14 protein-coding genes are annotated in these 18,118 nt (G+C 53.3%); 10 read left to right on the top strand and 4 right to left on the bottom strand.

The genetic code is table 11. From position 1 onward, the window contains the following. Window positions 1-3: 3 nt before the first annotated feature. A complete protein-coding gene (locus tag CA13_RS05630; RefSeq protein WP_146394988.1) occupies window positions 4-1,563 on the top strand; it encodes a 2Fe-2S iron-sulfur cluster-binding protein in 1,560 nt (519 codons plus the stop codon). Between the two features lie 2 nt (window positions 1,564-1,565). On the opposite strand, the gene CA13_RS05625 is transcribed toward CA13_RS05630, so the two are convergent. Further along, window positions 1,566-2,138 (bottom strand): hypothetical protein, encoded by a 573-nt coding sequence (locus CA13_RS05625; protein ID WP_146394987.1) that lies wholly within the window; start codon window positions 2,136-2,138, stop codon window positions 1,566-1,568. A gap of 121 nt (window positions 2,139-2,259) precedes the next feature. Between CA13_RS05625 and bioB the strand changes: the two genes are divergently transcribed. Then, entirely contained in the window at window positions 2,260-3,303 is a 1,044-nt protein-coding gene (gene bioB, locus CA13_RS05620; RefSeq protein WP_146394986.1) for a biotin synthase BioB, read from the top strand. A 267-nt stretch (window positions 3,304-3,570) separates the two neighbouring features. On the opposite strand, the gene cysK is transcribed toward bioB, so the two are convergent. The 3 genes from cysK to CA13_RS05605 form a co-directional block, all read right to left on the bottom strand. Then, the gene (cysK, locus tag CA13_RS05615; protein ID WP_146394985.1) at window positions 3,571-4,512 is read right to left on the bottom strand and encodes a cysteine synthase A; all 942 of its coding nucleotides are present in this window, start codon (window positions 4,510-4,512) and stop codon (window positions 3,571-3,573) included. A gap of 81 nt (window positions 4,513-4,593) precedes the next feature. Next, window positions 4,594-5,604: a 2-oxoacid:ferredoxin oxidoreductase subunit beta gene (locus CA13_RS05610; RefSeq protein WP_146394984.1), complete on the bottom strand. Its 1,011-nt coding sequence runs from the start codon at window positions 5,602-5,604 to the stop codon at window positions 4,594-4,596. A gap of 56 nt (window positions 5,605-5,660) precedes the next feature. Further along, window positions 5,661-7,601 (bottom strand): 2-oxoacid:acceptor oxidoreductase subunit alpha, encoded by a 1,941-nt coding sequence (locus tag CA13_RS05605; RefSeq protein ID WP_146394983.1) that lies wholly within the window; start codon window positions 7,599-7,601, stop codon window positions 5,661-5,663. A gap of 441 nt (window positions 7,602-8,042) precedes the next feature. On the opposite strand from CA13_RS05605, the gene CA13_RS05600 reads away from it, so the two are divergent. From CA13_RS05600 to CA13_RS05565, 8 genes are all read left to right on the top strand, one after another. Next, entirely contained in the window at window positions 8,043-8,399 is a 357-nt protein-coding gene (locus CA13_RS05600) for an ArsR/SmtB family transcription factor (protein ID WP_146394982.1), read from the top strand. Window positions 8,400-8,581: 182 nt separating this feature from the next. Then, entirely contained in the window at window positions 8,582-9,142 is a 561-nt protein-coding gene (locus CA13_RS05595) for a rhodanese-like domain-containing protein (RefSeq protein WP_146394981.1), read from the top strand. Window positions 9,143-9,194: 52 nt separating this feature from the next. Further along, the gene (locus tag CA13_RS05590; RefSeq protein ID WP_146394980.1) at window positions 9,195-10,283 is read left to right on the top strand and encodes a DsrE family protein; all 1,089 of its coding nucleotides are present in this window, start codon (window positions 9,195-9,197) and stop codon (window positions 10,281-10,283) included. Between the two features lie 7 nt (window positions 10,284-10,290). Then, entirely contained in the window at window positions 10,291-11,382 is a 1,092-nt protein-coding gene (locus tag CA13_RS05585; RefSeq protein WP_146394979.1) for an efflux RND transporter periplasmic adaptor subunit, read from the top strand. A 294-nt stretch (window positions 11,383-11,676) separates the two neighbouring features. Next, the gene (locus CA13_RS05580) at window positions 11,677-15,003 is read left to right on the top strand and encodes an efflux RND transporter permease subunit (RefSeq protein ID WP_419193977.1); all 3,327 of its coding nucleotides are present in this window, start codon (window positions 11,677-11,679) and stop codon (window positions 15,001-15,003) included. Then, complete coding sequence (locus CA13_RS05575) at window positions 14,996-16,183, top strand: efflux RND transporter periplasmic adaptor subunit (RefSeq protein ID WP_146394978.1); 1,188 nt, start codon at window positions 14,996-14,998, stop codon at window positions 16,181-16,183. The genes CA13_RS05580 and CA13_RS05575 overlap by 8 nt, the downstream gene beginning before the upstream one ends. Next, entirely contained in the window at window positions 16,180-17,391 is a 1,212-nt protein-coding gene (locus tag CA13_RS05570; RefSeq protein WP_146394977.1) for an ABC transporter permease, read from the top strand. The genes CA13_RS05575 and CA13_RS05570 overlap by 4 nt, the downstream gene beginning before the upstream one ends. After that, complete coding sequence (locus CA13_RS05565) at window positions 17,388-18,113, top strand: ABC transporter ATP-binding protein (protein WP_146394976.1); 726 nt, start codon at window positions 17,388-17,390, stop codon at window positions 18,111-18,113. The genes CA13_RS05570 and CA13_RS05565 overlap by 4 nt, the downstream gene beginning before the upstream one ends. Window positions 18,114-18,118 lie beyond the last annotated feature (5 nt).

The raw sequence follows: 18,118 nt of genomic DNA, 5'->3' as shown, positions 1-18,118 counted from the left end.
TCCATGCCAAAACTTACGATTGATAGCCGCGAAGTCGAAGTCGAGCCCGGGGAAACGATCCTCGACGCCGCTCGGAAACTTGGCATTCATGTACCAACATTGTGTTACCTGAAAGGGTACAAGGCGTCGACGTCGTGCCAAGTGTGCTTGGTAAAGATGGTTGACAACGGACGCGTCGTGCCATCGTGTGGCATGCCCGCGGCCGATGGAATGAAGATCGAAAGCGAAACGGCCGAGGTCCACGCACTGCGGCGAACCGCTTTGGAACTGTTGCTGAGTGATCACGTTGGCGATTGTTTGGCCCCCTGCTATTTCGCGTGTCCCGCACATATGGATATCCCGAAAATGTTGCGGGAAATCGGTGACGAGGATACTGCGGCAGCGATTGCGACGATCAAAGAGGACATCGCTCTACCAGCGGTTCTTGGCCGCGTTTGCCCGAAACCATGCGAAAAAGGTTGCCGGCGAAACAGCGCGGATGGACCGGTCGAAGTGTGTGACTTGAAACGGTCGGTTGCGGACCGTGACTTGGCATCGGGGACCCCTTTCATTCCCGAATGTAAAACCGATTCCGGCAAACGGGTTGCCGTGGTGGGCGCGGGGCCGACGGGGTTGGCGGCTGCGTTCCATTTACGCTGCGAAGGTCACGCGGTGAAGTTGTTTGAGGCAGCCGAGAAAGCAGGCGGGCGATTGCGACATGAATTTCCCGTCGATCTGCCGGCGGAAGTGCTCGACGGCGAAGTCGACGTGATACTGGAAATGGGAATTGATTTTGCGCCAAAAACGCGAATCGGCGAGGATCTTTCGTTGGATGAGTTGAAGCAAGATTTCGACGCGGTGCTCGTTTGCAGCGGCGGTGATACTAAGGACCACGCGAAAGATTGGGGATTGAAGATCAGTCGACGAGGGGTCGACATTAACGCAGGGACTTTTGAAACGGGAACCGAAAAGGTCTTTGCAGCCGGAAACGCGATTCGCGGAAAAGGATTGGTCGTGCGAAGTGTGGCCGATGGAAAAGAAGCCGCTGGAACGATCAACGAGTTCTTGCAAGGCAAGCCAATCACGCCTATTGCACGTCCGTTTTCCTCGCGGATTGGAAAAATTCCCGAATCGGAAATGCCCGAATTCTTGGCCAATGGAAAACCGATTCATCGTTTGGCAGAGCCAGAAACGAACCCGTTTGATTTGCCAGTTGCTGCCGAACACGCCGATCGTTGTTTGGAATGTGGTTGTATCGCGCACGGCAATTGTTCGCTCGAAACGTACGCAGCAATGTACGGAGCCGATCCGACGCGTTACCACAGCGAACGACGAGCGTATGTAAAAGTGAATCGTTCCGGATCCGTCGTTTACGAACCGGGTAAATGCATTAATTGTGAATTGTGCATTCAAATCGCTAGCGAATCGCAAGACGCCTTGGGCTTGAGCTTCGTTGGACGAGGCTTCGACGTCCGCGTCGGGGTTCCCTTTCACGGCACGATGGAAGACGCGTTAGGCTCAACGGCTGAAAAGTGTATCGACGCGTGCCCAACCGGGGCGTTGTATTCGGCAAGGAAACGATAGCCTCAGGGCTGCGTGTTTCCGTTGAAGCATTTGGTGGTTCCGGCACATCCAACGCATCCGCCGGTGGTTCCGCAGCCCATTCCTGCGACGGTTCCACAGTCGGGACCGCATCCATCCCGAAGCAATTTGGCGAAGTGACGCGTCCGGGCGACTTGCTCGTATTGCTCAGTAATTTGTTTGGTAATGCTCTCGGCCAATGGGTCGATTTCGCCCAAAAAGTGCATCACCAGGGTCCCGCCATCAAACAGTTGGTCCACATCCAACAGCACCGCACTTGACCCGGCTCGGGCCAATTCTTCCCGACATGCTTCAACTGCCTCGCGGCGGTGCCGGTCGAGCCGGCGGATCAAAAGCTCGTCTTGTTCGGTCGTGGGACGCAGAATTTCAGCTTGCGGCACACCTGCCAGTGGCGAAGATTCGTCAGAAAAGGCCGAAACGACTTCGGCCAATTCCACCCCGCGGGCGGTTCGCGTGATCACGCGTGTACCGCGTGGGAGCGTCATATGGGACAGATTGGCGTCTTTAGCAACGAATAGGCTCCCTAGCGATCCAATTCGTACTAAGTATAGGCCCATGGCAAAAATCATCCTCAAGACGGCTTGTCGATTCGGCCCTTCGCGTTCACCATGTTGGTTCAATGATCACTCGCCCAAAATAGGCGATGCTTAAGCAAACTCGAGCCAAAGGCAATCTATAATGTCGATAAGCACTGACTCCTCCGCGACGCTAACCGAACCCGAACTTTCGCCCGAGCTGCCGATGAGTCGCTACGACCAGCTTGCGGATCAAGTGCTCGACGGACAACCCGTCTCTCGCGAAGAGGCCCTTGCGATCCTGGACGCGCCCGACACTCACGTCCCCGCTATCTTGGCAGCTGGGTTTAAGATCCGCAACCGTTACTTTGGTCGTACGGTGCAAATGAACTTCTTGATGAGTGCCAAGAGTGGCCTTTGCCCAGAAGATTGTAGTTATTGTAGCCAATCGAAGGTTTCCGAAGCTCCGGTACCAAAGCACAATATTCTCAAACGCGATGACCTGATGAAGGCGGCCGCACAAGCTTCCGAGCAAGGTGCCAAAACCTACTGCCTCGTTATTTCCGCTCGCGGGCCAAGCGAACGCGAAATGAAAGCGGTTGAGGAAATCGTGCCTGAGATCAAACAAAAGTACGATCTCGATATTTGTGCTTGCCTGGGGCTACTTAACAAAGAGCAAGCGGATCGGTTGAAGGAATGCGGCGTCAATCGAGTGAACCATAACTTGAACACGAGCGAAACGCATTACGCCGAAGTTTGCACAACGCACACTTATGCCGATCGTGTTCAAACGCTCAAACACGTCAAAGCGGCTGGCATGGAAATGTGCAGCGGCGGGATCATCGGGATGGACGAAAAGTCTGATGACATCGTCTCGATGGCAATGGATCTACGCGAACTTGGCGTTCATTCGATTCCGTTGAACTTCTTGGAGTCGATCGATGGGACACCGTTCCAAGGCAAATCGAACCTAACGCCCAACAAGTGCTTGAAAGCGTTGGCGATGTTCCGGTTTGTGATTCCGGACAAGGAACTGCGAATCTCAGGTGGTCGTGAAATTCACCTGCGTTCGCTTCAACCGCTCGGGTTGTACGTCGCTAACAGTATGTTCGTTGGCGATTACTTGACAACCAAAGGACAAGCACCGGATGCGGATCGTCAAATGATCGAAGACCTTGGTTTCGAGATTACGACGAAGGTTGAGTAGGTCCAAGGGACTAGCTGTTCATTTATTAGCCGACGGTGAAAGCCGTCGGTTTTTTTGTGTCTTGAGAACATGCGCTGGTGTTCAGGATTTCGCCGCCCGAGTATGGGAAAGCCGACGCCGGACGGCGCCTCAAGGCTGGACACCCACTTGCGCTGGTGTGCAGGCTTTCGCCGCCCGCGTATGGGGAATGCTCGACGTCGGACGGCGCCTCAAGGCGGGACACCCACATGCGCTGGTGTCGAGTATGGGGGCAAGGCGAATTCGATCCTAAAGACCTAAATCGCCGAACAGCGGAGTGCTTAGATAACGCTCACCGAGGCTGCACATGACCGTGACGATTCGCTTGCCTTTCATCTCGGGGCGAGCGGCAACTTGAGCGGCAGCCCACATGTTCGCTCCGCTGCTGATGCCTGCAACGATGCCTTCTTCCTTGGCAAGGCGTCGGCCCCATTCGAACGCGTTTTCGTCGTCAACTTTGACAACGTCATCAATCAGTGATGTCTCTAAGTTCTTTGGGATAAACCCAGCACCGATGCCTTGGATGCGGTGTTTGCCAGGCTCGCCACCGCTGATTACCGGTGAATGAGTCGGTTCGACTGCGAATGCTTTGAAATCGGGGTTTTGTTTCTTCAGAAAACGGGTCACGCCGGTGATCGTTCCGCCGGTTCCCACGCCCGCAACGATGGCATCGATGTGTTGGCCGCTGTCCATCCAAATTTCAGGACCGGTGGTCAATTCGTGTATTGCGGGGTTCGCTGGGTTTTCGAACTGCTGGGGCATGTAAGCGTTTGCCTCTTCGCTGACCATCTCGGCAGCTTTATTGATCGCCCCTTTCATTCCCTCGGCGGCTTGAGTGAGTACCAAGTTGGCGCCCATCGCTCGCAGTAGCGCTCGACGCTCGACGGACATTGATTCCGGCATGGTCAATGTCAGCCGATACCCTTTTGCTGCGCAAACGAATGCTAACGCAATCCCTGTGTTACCGCTGGTAGGCTCGATGATATGCGTGTCTTTGTTTATCATTCCATCCCGCTCACCTGCTTCAATCATTGCGACGCCGATTCGGTCTTTCACACTATTGAGTGGCTGAAAGAATTCACACTTGGCAAGCACTGCTGCTCCGCCGCTAGGGACGAGGCGATTGATTTCGATCATCGGAGTATCGCCGATGGCTTTTGAAACGTCCGAATAGATTTTTCCGCGCGGCATGAATCCAATTCCCGATAGCAGTAAACAATTGAAAGTGAAACGCTGGCAACCATTAGCAAGTAGCTGATCGCTGACAGTTTCCTAGGCAACTTCCCATGTGTCGCCGGTGGTGAACAGTTCTTGGAGGCTTCCGGGCCCCTTCTTGATCTTCGCTTGTTCGACTTGGTCGTTGATTTGGTCATTGTATGTCGCGACCCCTTCGACTGCTCGCAGGACTCCGATCGGCTCCGGCATCTCAGGGTAGCGCATCCGAGCCATCATCATTTGGATAGCAGGATTGGGTTCTTTTTCGTCATGGATCAACAAGTCGTCGACTGGCACATCGGCCAAATTGACCACTTCCAATCGGCTGCCGACCAAGCGAACGCCCTTGTCGCTTTTTTCGCCGAAAATCAAAGGCTTGCCATGTTCAAGCTCGACCACATTTTCAGCCCGTTGTTTGCGTTCTTGAGCGTACGCCATCGCGCCGTCATTGAAGACGTTGCAGTTCTGGTAGACTTCCACGAGCGAAGTCCCCTTGTGTTCGGAAGCACGTTGAAGCATGTTGCCAAGGTGTTTTACGTGTGCGTCGATACTCCGCGCGACAAACGTTGCTTCGGCTGCTAACGCCAACGATAGCGGATTGATCGGATGATCAATCGAACCCATTGGCGTACTCTTGGTCACCTGGCCTTCGGTACTAGTCGGACTGTATTGGCCCTTGGTCAAACCGTAAATCCGGTTATTGAAAAGCACAATGTTGACGTCGATGTTTCGGCGAAGTGCGTGGATGAAATGGTTTCCACCAATGGACAACGCGTCGCCGTCACCGGTGATTACCCAAACCATCAAATCCGGCCGCGTTGATTTTAGGCCCGTCGCGAAAGTCGGCGCACGTCCGTGGATGCTGTGCATGCCGTAGGTGTTCATGTAGTACGGAAATCGGCTGCTACAACCGATCCCGCTGATGAAGACGATCTTTTCACGGGGTACGCCCAAATCGGGGAGCACCTTTTTCATTTGAGCCAAAATTGAATAGTCGCCACAACCAGGGCACCATCGGACGTCTTGGTCGGAAGCGAAATCAGCAGCTTTAAGTACAGGAAGATTCATGGGTGAAATTCAAAGAGTGAAGATGGAAGTTTGGAAAGGGAAGCGAAGGTTTCGTATTAACTGGCACGACTTTGAACATTCGCTTTGCCGTTTGGCTTCGAGTTTCCGGTTGACTTCGAGTTTCCGGTTGACTTCGAGGGCACCGAAACGTGCGACTCGATGGCATTGACCAACTCACTGATATGGAACGGTTTCCCTTGCACTTTGTTCACTCCGATGCAATCGACCAAATAGGTCGAACGTAACAGCATCCGCAATTGGCCCATGTTCAATTCAGGTACGATCACCGTCTTGAACGCCTTCAACAATTCGCCCACATTCTTGGGCATTGGGTGAATGTATCGAAGATGCATGTGGCTGACCGAATGGCCAGCTTGGCGACACTTATTGACTGCCGTATGGCAAGCACCATACGTTCCGCCCCACGATACGACTAACACGTCACCGCTGGTTTCCCCCAAGATATCTTGGTCCGGAATCCGTTGGGCGATTTGGTTGACCTTGGCCGCGCGAGTGTCGGTCATGTGTTGATGGTTCGCCGGATCGTAACTGACGTTTCCAGTCCCCTCTTGCTTTTCCAAACCACCGACGCGGTGCATCAATTCTGGTGTTCCTGGGATCGCCCAAGGGCGTGCCAAATGCTCGTCACGCGCGTAAGGCAAGAACGGTTCGTCGCCATCGGCTCCTTCGGGATGTTTGATATCGATCTTTGGCAGCGACGCGATATCCGGAATGCGCCACGGTTCGCTTCCGTTGGCCAAATACCCGTCCGACAAAATCATTACCGGGCACATGCATTCGGTCGCTAATCGCCACGCTTCAACCGCAATGTCAAAACAGTCGCCGGGCGAGCGAGGTGCTAGGATTGGAAGAGGCGATTCGCCGTTGCGGCCATACATGCACTGTAGCAAATCGCTTTGCTCGGTCTTCGTTGGCAAACCGGTGCTGGGGCCGCCACGTTGGACGTTGATCACAATCATGGGCAATTCCAAAATCATGCCCAATCCCATTCCTTCGGCTTTCAACGCGATGCCCGGTCCGCTGCTAGCGGTGACCGCCATCGTGCCTCCAAATGCCGCACCGATTGTTGCGCACATGGCGGCAATCTCATCTTCGGCTTGGAATGTTCTCACGCCAAAGTTCTTGAACTTAGCTAACTCGTGCAAAATATCACTAGCGGGCGTGATTGGATACGTTCCATAGAACAAATCCTTACCGCATAATTCGGACGCCGTAATCAATCCCCAAGCTAACGCTTGATTTCCCATCATGTTGCGATAGGTACCAGGCGACAACGTTGCTGCTTCGACTTGAAAGCTTTCGCCGAATGCTTCGGTCGTTTCGCCGTAGGCCCATCCGGCGCGAAGTGCCGCAATGTTCGCTGCCGCGATTTCCGGTTTACGCCCAAACTTGTCTTCGATGAAACGCAATGTCGTGTCGAGCGAGCGTCCGAATAGCCAATAAACCAATCCCATCGCAAAGAAATTCTTGCAACGATCGCCTACTTTTTGACTGAGTCCATGTTCGGCAACCGCAGTTCGGGTCAACTTCGTCATCGGAACTTTGAAGACACGATAGGTCTCCTCAATCACGCTCGCGTCGAGCGGATTCGCTTCCAATTTGGCGAGTTTGAATTCCTTTTCGACAAAGCCGTCGACATTGGCAATCAAAATGCCGCCTTTTCGCAAATCACCCAAATTGGTGACCATCGCAGCAGGATTCATGACCACCAAGGCATCGAGTTGGTCACCGGGGGTGAATATTTCTTCACTAGCAAATTGGACTTGGAAGCCGCTCACGCCAGCCCGTGTCCCGCGTGGAGCCCGGATTTCCGCTGGGAAATCGGGGAAAGTCGCCACATCATTTCCCGCCAACGCACTGGTGTTGGTCAATTGGGTGCCAAGCAGTTGCATACCATCCCCCGAGTCACCGGCGAGACGCACGGTGATACCGGAAACGGTTTTTACGTTCTTGGACGTGGTGGGAGAGGCCGTCATTTATCTAATACCGTCACTTCTTCAAAAAGTGTGCGCGATATGGCGCATCTTTAGTCATACAGAGGGTTTGAGGAGGATCATTACGATTGTATCGATCGTTCCGGTCAGGAAAGTTACCGAAATTCTATATTTTGGCGATTCAGGCGTAAGGCTAACGGACCTCAATCTCAGGGAATTTGATGAGAAAAGGTCGCAGGCACGCAGTTTTTTAAAAAAAGTGCCTTTGCCGAACCATCGAATTGATTCCTTGTCCACTGAGCCATTCAGCGGCTTCCCTGTTCAACGTGCGTGGACCAACGATTTATATCTGCAGGGGGGGGCTATCCGAAGGGGGACTCAATGGAGTCGCTTCGCTCGAAAAATCATGTTCTTTCGAGATAAATACTGAATTGACACCTCGCGATGTTGCGATATATTGATTCGTAAGGAGCAGTGATCGCGATGGCCAAAAGTAACTCAAACAAAATCAGTACGTCTGCCGCAGGTCAAAAGCCTGTGGGGGACACCGAAGCGTTTGCGCCCGCAGCAGAATGTCTCCGCACGCTCGCCCACCCGGTTCGGCTAAGGATCGTCCAGCTCCTGCTTCACGGTCGTTACAGTGTCGGTGAATTGGCAGATGATTGTGGGATTCCCGATAACGTTGCCTCCGAGCACCTGCGGTTGATGCAGCGTTGCGGGTTCTTCACAAGCGAACGGGAAGGACGCAAGGTGTTCTATCAAATCGCAGAGCCGCATCTTGCAAGCTTGATGGCATGCATCGAAAATCGCTTTATTGAGCCTTACCCCAGCGATGATTAAACCCCAGCGGTGATTAAACCCCAGCGATGATTAAACCCCAGCGATGATTAAACCCCAGCGATGATTAAACCCCAGCGGTGATTAACGCTGTAAAATATTGTTACATCCATTACCTTTTTTTTCGAAGATATATCGTCGCCTTGCGAGGTAACGATTATTTCTACAGCCCCCATGGGAAAAATATGTCAAATTTGAAAACGGTCACGGTCAACGAATTGGCGAATCGAGAAGCAAACGGCGGTGTCGAATTAATTGATGTTCGAACGCCCGTGGAGTTTCGCTCCCTGCATGCCGAGTGTGCGAGAAACCATCCGCTCGATTCGCTGGATCCTCACGCCATTATGGGATCGCGAACCATGAACACAGACGATCCTCTCTATGTGATTTGCAAGTCGGGGGGCCGGAGCCTGAAGGGATGCAAAAAGTTTTTGGATGCTGGGTTTACAAACGTGATCAATGTCGAAGGCGGTACATCAGCATGGGACCGAGCGGGCTTAGCGGTCGTTCGGGGGAAAAAGTCAATGTCGCTCGAACGACAAACTCGCATCACCGTCGGTTTGATTATTTTGGTCAGTGGGATTTTGGCTTTGACGGTTCATCCGATTTTCGCAGGCTTGGCGGCTTTGATGGGCGCCGGTTTGGCATTCGCGGGAATCACCGACAGTTGCATGATGGGGATGATGTTGGCTCGGATGCCTTGGAACCAAGTCGGTACCGAAACGCAAGCCTGTGCCGTTGAATAGGCCTGCGGGCTACGACCTATAAATACTTCCCAATTTTGGACACACCACTAACATGATTAACTCTCTCCGCTTCACTGTGTTGTTTTCGCTTGTTGGTCTCGTTTCGATTGCCGCGTACGGACAAGGACGTGGCATGGGGCAGGGCCGTGGCATGGGGCAAGGCCGTGGTATGGGGCAGGGCATGGGCCGGGGCGGCGGTATGGGCATGGGCCAGGGCGGTGGCATGGGCCACGGCGGACCGATGCAGGACGAACGGTTCACCGCTGACCGTGACGACTTTCACTTTTTGCTTGAAAACCATGCCAAGATCACTCGCACGGTCAAGCAGCGCAGTGATGGTGTCGAGACATTGACGGTTTCCGATGATCCTCCGATCGCTGCGAAGATCAAGGAACATGTCAAATGGATGGAATACCGGATCGAGGAAACCAACCCGATTCGGATGCGGGATCCGTTGTTCGCTGAGATTTTTCGACACACAGACAAAATTAAAATGGTTCACGAAGAGGTTGCTGGTGGCGTTCGAGTGACCGAAACGTCCGAGGACCCATACGTGATCAAGCTGATCCAAGCTCACGCCGAAGCGGTCTCTGGCTTCGTGGCACGCGGGTTTGACGAAGCGATGAAGAATCACCCTGTGCCATCTCGAGATGATCCGCAAGCCACCCCCGAAATTGCTCCGCTCATTAAGGACTATGGCAAAGTGCATTCGATGCCCAATGCGGCCCAGCAACCTCGTGACGGCAGCAAGCTTTGCATTGACATGACGACGGGTGGTGCTCCGGAGTTGCCTAACCCGGGGCTCGAATCGGTTGCGAGGTTTGTGAATTTGTATCACTCTGGTGGTGCTAAACCTGCGTCTGCGCAATTCGCAGTCGTGCTGCATGGCGATGCGAAACTCATTGCATTGAATGCGGATTCTTACAGCGAACGATACGACACCGATGGTAATCCAAATTTTGAACGCCTCCGAGCACTGCATGAAGCGGGGGTTGAGTTCTACGTGTGTGGGCAATCCTTGACCTCCGTTGGCGTGAAGCCCGAAGAGGTCATCGTGTTCGCCGATGTCGCGGTTTCCGCAGTGACTTCGATTGTGAACCTACAAGCGGATGGTTTCGCTTACGTCTCCTTAGGGAATTAATGTTTTCATGAAAACTCACTTTCTACGCAAAATAGCGTCGATTTTTGGCCGCATACTTGGCATCGTCGTCGCGTTGGCTTGCTTGGTGCTAACCATCGCGTGGTTGTCAGGTATGTTCCAGGAAAAGGTCGCGCCCGGTTGGGCAGCCACAGGTGTGACCAAGCATACGGACGAGCCGACGGATGTCGTCCACGAAATCCGTAAAGAAACAATCGAGGAAGCGATTGGAACACTCAAAGCATCGAGCCGAACGGTGGTTTCATCGAAACTCTTAGCCACAATCGACCAAATTAGCGTCACCGCAGGAGAAGAAGTTACCGCGGGTCAAAAACTCATTGAACTTGACAGCAAGGAGTACGAATCGCGATTGAATCAAGCCCAGTTGGCGCTTGAAGCGGCAACCGTTCATCGCGCTCAGGCTAAACGCAATTTCGACCGCATGAATGCATTGATGCAGCAAAACGCAGCCTCGCCATCTGACATGGAAATGGCAACTCGAGATTATGATGTTGCCAAGGCCGAGGAAAACCGTGCTCGCCAAGCGGTTTCCGAAGCCGCAGTGATGCTTTCCTACACCAATATTATGGCGGCGAAAAACGGTCGGATTGTTGACCGATTTGCAGAACCCGGCGATATGGCCAAACCTGGTGAACCGATCTTGGTGTTGTACGATGCAACCTCGTTACGACTCGAAGCACCGGTGATGGAACACTTGGCGGTTAAATTGAACATTGGCGATCAATTGAAAGTCTACGTCGATGCATTGGACAAAGAGTACGACGTGACGATTGATGAGATTGTGCCGCAAGCCGATGCGCCGAGCCGATCTTTCTTGGTCAAAGCGAGTTTGCCAAAGGCGAACGATTTGTACGAAGGAATGTTTGGTCGATTGAGAATCCCATCGGGTGAGCGACGTCATCTCTGTTTGGCGGATAACGCCGTGGTCACTGTGGGACAGCTTGAATTCGTCGACGTGGTGTTGGCCGATGGCACGATTGAGCGGCGTTTGATCAAGAGCGGGCAAATGGGCATGCCAGGCCGTCACGAAGTGCTCAGTGGATTGAAGGCAGGCGAGCAAGTAGTGTTGCAGAGAGAGTGAGAAATGGTAAAGACGCTGGTGTGCAGGCTTTAGCTGCCCGGGTATGGAAGAGGACCGACGCCGGACGGCGCCTCAAGGCTGTACACCAACAAGTGCTGGTGTGCAGGCTTTAGCCGCCCGGGTATGGAAGATGACCGACGCCGGACGACGCCTCAAGGCTGGACACCAACAAGTGCTGGTGTGCAGGCTTTAGCCGCCCGAGTATGGAAGAGGACCGACGCCGGACGGCGCCTCAAGGCTGGACACCAACAAGCGCTGTACAACCAAGATTAGTGTCTTTGGGCCGATACAACAATGATTGAAAGCAATCGAAGCATGGATCACGAAGATCAATCGAATTTTCTGACACGAGTTGTCGAAGTGTTCCTCCGAGCCGACGTGGCGATCCTGATCACGTTCGTATCACTGGTGCTTGGAGCAGCGGCGCTTTACATCACGCCCCGTGAAGAAGAGCCTCAAATCGTCGTCCCAATGGCCGACCTTTTTGTATCCGCACCCGGCTTATCAGCCGAGGAGGTTGAGCGCCAGGTCACCGATCGAATCGAAAAATTGCTCTACCAAATCGATGGCGTCGAGTACGTCTATTCGATGAGCAAAACAGGCCAATGCATTGTGACGGTTCGTTTCTATGTCGGCGAAGACCGCGAAGATTCGCTGGTGAAAATCTATAACAAGGTCAACTCCTCGACCGATCAAATTCCGCCATCGGTGTCGTCGTGGGTGGTGAAACCGATCGAAGTAGACGACGTCCCGATTGTGATCGCGACTTTATGGTCGGATCAAACCGATCGATACGGCGATCATGAGCTTCGCCGGATTGGCGAAGAGGTGCAGCATGAATTACAGGCGATCCCCAATACTAACCGCGTGGAAGTGATTGGCGGTCGTCCACGGCGGATCTACGTGAACCTCGACACACAACGTTTGGCGGCACACAAAACATCGCCCCTTCAAGTTGCGCAAGCGTTGCAGGTCAGCAACGTGACGGTACGTAACGGCGAATTCGAACAACAAGACCGTCTGTTTGCCGTCGAAACGGGGACCTTCATTCAAGGCGTCAATGAACTCGAAAATTTAGTGGTCAACGTCGCCGGCGACCGTCCAGTCTATTTGAAAAATGTAGCGACGGTTGTCGATGGGCCAGCGGAGGCGGAATCGTATAGCTGGATCGGATTCGGTTCGGCTGACCCGGAACTTGGCGGCAGCGACACACTTTTTCCTGCCGTGAATATCTCGGTTGCCAAACGGAAAGGGGCCAATGCAGTACGCGTCGCCCAAGCGGTCCATGACAAATTAGAGGAATTGAAGGCGACGCATTTGCCAAGTGGCGTCAATGTTCGCGTCACTCGCGACTATGGTGAAACCGCCAACGAGAAGGTCAACGAATTAGTGGAGGGGTTGGTGGTCGCCGTATTGACGGTGATTGGTTTGATCGGATTGGTGATGGGGTGGCGACCGGCATTGGTGATCGCGATGGCGATTCCCGTATGCTACTCGTTGACATTGTTCATCAATTTAATGGTTGGCTATTCGATCAACCGAGTAACCATGTTTGCGTTGATCTTGTCCCTGGGTTTGTTGGTCGATGACCCGATCACCGATGTCGAGAACATCGCTCGTTACTTTGCCATGAAGGTCCTGCCGCCGCGTCAGTCCGTTTTGAGGGCGGTCCAAGAAGTCCGTCCGGCGTTGATTATGTCGACCCTTGCGATCATCGCTAGCTTTTTGCCGTTGGCGTTCATCACGGGAATGATGGGACCCTACATGGGGCCAATGGCATTGAATGTGCCATTAACAGTTATGATTTCGACGATGGTCGCGTTTGTGATCACGCCGTGGTTATCGATGGTGGCCCTGAAACACATTGATGATGATGCGGACGATGGTGAAGGGTTTGATTTAACCAAACGACCACTGTACCGAATGTCCAAAGCCGTTTTGACGCCCGTGGTGACCAAGCCGATTTATGCTTGGGGCGTCCTGCTTGGGATCGCCGCGTTGCTGGTCGCCGCAATGTTGTTACCTGTTTTTCGCGCGGTTCCGGTGAAGATGCTGCCGTATGACAACAAGAACGAATTTCAAGTTGTTATCGACATGCCCGAAGGAACGACGTTGGAAAGGACCGATGTGGTTTCGCGTCGGATCGGACGCTACTTGGGTGGATTGGCCGAAGTACGTGACTACGAACTTTTTGTCGGTGTCGCGTCGCCGATGGACTTCAATGGGTTGGTGCGACATTACTTTCTACGTCGCGGCGCGAATGTAGCCGATATTCGCGTCAATTTGATTGGTAAAGACTTTCGTGTTCAACAGTCGCACGAGATTTTGTTGCGGATTCGCAGTGAATTGACCAAGCTTGCCGAGTCGATGGGGGCGAATATCAAATTGGTCGAGGTGCCGCCGGGGCCGCCTGTGTTGGCATCGATCACGGCCGAGGTTTACGGACCAGCGGACCGCAGTTACGCCGACCAAATCGCGGTCGCACGGCAAGTCGAAAAACGTTTGGCGATGGAACCGGGAGTCGTCGACTTGGACGTCAGTGCCGAGGATGACCACCAGCGGTATGTGTTTGAAACTGATAAAACCAAAGCGGCGTTGTCAGGTATCTCGACGCAAACGATTGCCGAGACAATTGATACCGTGCTCAGTGGGAACAAAGCGACGGTGTTGCATGTTCCCGAAGAAGTAGAGCCATTGTGGATTGAATTGCGATTGCCTCGCGAGAACCGATCGGCGATCGATGACTTGGAAGAAGTCTACGTGCAAGGCAATCAGGGACAAGTCGTTCAACTTGGTGGTTTAGGACGGTTTTATCAGTCCGAAGAAGAGAAGACGATCTATCACAAGAATTTGCAGCGAGTCGTTTACGTCTTTGCCGAAGTGGCGGGACGTCCTCCCGCAGACGCGATCATGGACTTGGAATGGGATCGTACGCAAACGACGGACTCCGTCGCGTCGGTATCGGATGTAACACCTCGTCCGGTGGACGACCGATCATGGATCTCGCTAGGCGGCGGGGTCCCTTGGTCGATTCCCGAAGGCTATCAAGTCGATTGGGCAGGCGAAGGAGAATGGAACATCACGCTTGATGTATTCCGAGATCTGGGGTTGGCTTTTGGTGCAGCACTGCTTGGTATTTTTGTGTTGCTGATGTTCCAAACCGGTTCGCGGTTATTGCCCGTGCTGATCATGTTAGCCATTCCGCTCACAATGATTGGCATCATGCCGGGTTTTTGGATCTTGAATCGGATTACGGATCAAGGCGTCGGCGGATTTCCGAATCCAGTGTTCTTCACTGCAACCGCCATGATCGGGATGATCGCGTTAGCGGGGATTGTGGTCCGCAATTCAGTTGTATTGATCGACTTTATTCACTTAGCTCAAGCCGAAGGCCATTCGCTCGATGAATCGATTATTCGCAGCGTCGCGGTACGGACGCGACCGATCCTGTTGACCGCTGGCACAACCCTGCTGGCGAACTGGGTGATCACTCTTGATCCGGTCTTTTCGGGGTTAGCCTGGGCGATCATTTTCGGAATCCTGACCTCGACAGTGTTTACCCTGATTGTGATCCCTGCCGCCTATTGGTTGCTTTACCGTGGAGAGACAAAACATGCCTGATAAAGCACAGCACTCCAAACGTTTCCATGCTGTTCGACGCTGGTTGGGGACGTTGGCAAAGCTGATCGTCCTCGCCGTTGTGATTGGCGGATTGGTTTATTGGATGAAGTTCTCGCCGATTTCGGTGGTTGAGCATCCGGTCACTCGCGGTTTGATCGTTGCGGAAGTGATGGGGACGGGGACACTCGAAGCTCGGGTGCAAGCTACCGTTAGCCCCAAAATTTCAGGCCGGATCGAAAAGGTGTTGGCGGATCAAGGCGACCGTGTTGTGGCAGGTGATTTGTTGGTGGAATTGGACGATGAGGAATTGCAGCAACAAGTAGAGATCGCGGCGGCCAATGTCGATGCGGCCCGCGCGGCCATTGACCGATTGATCGCTGATAAAGACCGGGCAACGGCCGCGTTTACGCAAGCGGAAAAGAGTAACGAACGAGTGCAATCGTTGACCACACGCGGCGCAGCGAGCCAAGAAGATTCGGACAAAGCGACAGAAGCCTTAGCGGTTGCGGTTACCGGAGTGTCGCGCGCCGAAGCGGCGATCGCCGAAGGACAAAAGGAGTTGGTCGCAGCCGAAAAGACGCTTCAGTACCATCAAACACGCCTTTCCGATAGCCGCGTCGTCGCACCCTTTGACGGGTTGATCATTCGACGCACGCGTGAACCGGGCGATGTGGTTGTTCCCGGTAGCGAAATGATGAAGCTGATTTCGATGGATCAAATCTGGATTAGCGCATGGGTCGATGAAACCGAAATGGGTAAATTGCATCCCGAACAAACGGCCCGGATCGTATTTCGATCTGAACCCAATTTGGATTATGAAGGCAAAGTGATTCGGCTGGGCAAGGAAGCTGACCGCGAAACTCGCGAATTTATTGTTGACGTCGATGCACTTCGATTGCCACAAAATTGGGCCGTCGGGCAACGCGCCGAGGCATTCATTGAAGTCGAACGAAAAGACAACGTTGTCCAAATTCAAGCCGATCAGGTGATCAATCGAGATGGTGCGGTTGGCGTATTTGTAAACCAGGATGGCGTGGCAAAATGGACACCGATCAATATTGGACTTCGCAACCGTGACGTCGTTGAAGTCACCGATGGACTTGTGGTCGGCGATCGAATCGTAACGGCTGCAACTAAGGGAATGGTACTGACCGAAGGACGAAAGGTCGCGGCAAAATGAACCTGGCTTTCAAAGACATTCGCCATAACCTTGGTCGTTTCGCGTTGACAACCGTCGGGGTCGGAATGTTGTTGATGATCGTGATGGGCATGGGCGGTATCTATCGTGGTATCGTCGAAGACGCGACGTTGCTGGTCGATAATGTTGGTTCCGATTTGTGGTTGGTCCAACGCAATACACGTGGGCCGTTTGCGGAAATCTCTCGCGTCCCATCGAATCTCGTCCATCGAGCCTATGCGGTTCCAGGCGTTGTTTCGGCACGCGAGTTCGTCTATCACACGATCCAGCGGGAACAAGACGGCAAACCCCTCCGAATCGCGGTGCTGGGGCTTAGTTGGCCAATCGACAAAGGCCAATGGATACCGCTGACCGGTGGTCGATCGCTAGGCCAGAACCATTTTGAAATGGTCGCGGACCAGTCGCTCGGACTTGCGCTCGGCGAAACAATCGATCTCGGCAAAGAAAGTTACACCATCGTCGGAACAACCAAGAGCATGCTAAGTGCCGGAGGTGACGGGATTGCTTTTGTCACTGTCACGGATGCTCAGCAGATACAATTCGATACACCTGGGGAAGCGGTCCGGCTCGAACGTGCCTCGCGTCTTGCTCGAGGCGAGCAGTCGGACTTGGGGAATCTGCAACCGGCAATATTGGACAACACAAATAAACCAGCATCTCAATTGCCTGCGATCGCGAGGCCGCAAATGAGTGCCGTGTTGGTTAGCGTGTCACCGGGCGCGGATCTAGCCAAAGTAAAGGAAGCGATGTCGGGATGGGGTGACGTTTCGGTTTATACCCAATCGCAACAGCGGGATTTATTGCTTAAGGGTACGGTCGATCGTGCGCGTCGCCAAATCGGTTTGTTTCGCGTTCTGCTAACTCTGATCGCTGCAATCATTATGGCTTTGATCCTGTATACGTTGACGCTCGACAAGATTCATTCAATCGCGTTGCTGAAACTGATTGGGGCACCAAACCGTGTCATCCTTGGCTTGATCCTTCAACAGGCATTGATGCTTGGTGTCGCAGGGTTCGGTATCGCCTATTTGGTGGGCGGGAAGTTGTTTCCGATGTTCCCTCGGCGCGTGATTTTGACCCAAACCGATTTGTTTCAGTTGGCCTTAATCGTGGTCGGTATTTCGGTCGTCTCAAGCCTGTTGGGGATTTGGAAAGCAATGAAGGTGACACCGAATGAGGCGTTATCATGAGTGATCGGGATAGCCGCAGTTTGGCGATCGAAACACGCGGGCTGACAAAGATTTACGGCAGCGGTAACACGGAAATTGTTGCGATGAAGGATGCATCGATGAAGGTGCATCGTGGTGAGGTTGTTGCACTGCTAGGCCCAAGCGGTTCAGGGAAATCGACTTTCTTGACAGCCGTTGGGTTAATCAATCCGCCCACGTCCGGCCAAGTCTGGATTCGAGATCAGTTGGTGCTTGAGGGCGAAATCTCGTACACGAATCTGAGGTCGTTCCGTCGTCAACACATCGGGTTCGTTTTTCAGAAGTCGAATTTGATTCCGTTTTTAACGGCGATCGAAAATGTGCAAATTGCATTGGAATTGAACGGTGCAACGTCGCGCCAGGCACGTCGTCGGGCTCTGCATTTACTTGATGAACTTGGCGTCGAGGATCGCGCAAGTAATTTGCCCTCCATGTTGTCGGGGGGCCAACAGCAACGTGTCGCGGTTGCTCGAGCGCTGGCAAATCATCCCAGTGTCATTTTAGCGGATGAACCGACCGCGGCGTTGGACGGCCATCGAGGTCGGCAAGTGATGGAATTGTTCGCCAAGGTTGCTCACGAACATGGTACTGGTGTGATTGTGGTGACCCATGACCACCGCGCCCTCGATGTTTTTGATACAACATACGAGATGGAAGATGGGCTTATGGGTTTGAGTTCGTCCGAGGCAACCTCAGTAACATAGAAGCA

This window comes from Novipirellula herctigrandis (assembly GCA_007859835.1).
GTDB lineage: Bacteria > Planctomycetota > Planctomycetia > Pirellulales > Pirellulaceae > Novipirellula_A > Novipirellula_A herctigrandis.
The sequence above is the reverse complement of the archived record's forward strand: the minus strand, read 5'-3'. Positions and strand labels throughout refer to the sequence as shown.

What these genes read in the sequence shown, in the direction of transcription:
- CA13_RS05630 (WP_146394988.1), top strand. Translation starts at nt 4, where the DNA reads ATGCCAAAACTTACGATTGATAGCCGCGAAGTCGAAGTCGAGCCCGGG.
- CA13_RS05625 (WP_146394987.1), bottom strand. Translation starts at nt 2,138, where the DNA reads ATGGGCCTATACTTAGTACGAATTGGATCGCTAGGGAGCCTATTCGTT.
- bioB (WP_146394986.1), top strand. Translation starts at nt 2,260, where the DNA reads ATGTCGATAAGCACTGACTCCTCCGCGACGCTAACCGAACCCGAACTT.
- cysK (WP_146394985.1), bottom strand. Translation starts at nt 4,512, where the DNA reads ATGCCGCGCGGAAAAATCTATTCGGACGTTTCAAAAGCCATCGGCGAT.
- CA13_RS05610 (WP_146394984.1), bottom strand. Translation starts at nt 5,604, where the DNA reads ATGAATCTTCCTGTACTTAAAGCTGCTGATTTCGCTTCCGACCAAGAC.
- CA13_RS05605 (WP_146394983.1), bottom strand. Translation starts at nt 7,601, where the DNA reads ATGACGGCCTCTCCCACCACGTCCAAGAACGTAAAAACCGTTTCCGGT.
- CA13_RS05600 (WP_146394982.1), top strand. Translation starts at nt 8,043, where the DNA reads ATGGCCAAAAGTAACTCAAACAAAATCAGTACGTCTGCCGCAGGTCAA.
- CA13_RS05595 (WP_146394981.1), top strand. Translation starts at nt 8,582, where the DNA reads ATGTCAAATTTGAAAACGGTCACGGTCAACGAATTGGCGAATCGAGAA.
- CA13_RS05590 (WP_146394980.1), top strand. Translation starts at nt 9,195, where the DNA reads ATGATTAACTCTCTCCGCTTCACTGTGTTGTTTTCGCTTGTTGGTCTC.
- CA13_RS05585 (WP_146394979.1), top strand. Translation starts at nt 10,291, where the DNA reads ATGAAAACTCACTTTCTACGCAAAATAGCGTCGATTTTTGGCCGCATA.
- CA13_RS05580 (WP_419193977.1), top strand. Translation starts at nt 11,677, where the DNA reads ATGATTGAAAGCAATCGAAGCATGGATCACGAAGATCAATCGAATTTT.
- CA13_RS05575 (WP_146394978.1), top strand. Translation starts at nt 14,996, where the DNA reads ATGCCTGATAAAGCACAGCACTCCAAACGTTTCCATGCTGTTCGACGC.
- CA13_RS05570 (WP_146394977.1), top strand. Translation starts at nt 16,180, where the DNA reads ATGAACCTGGCTTTCAAAGACATTCGCCATAACCTTGGTCGTTTCGCG.
- CA13_RS05565 (WP_146394976.1), top strand. Translation starts at nt 17,388, where the DNA reads ATGAGTGATCGGGATAGCCGCAGTTTGGCGATCGAAACACGCGGGCTG.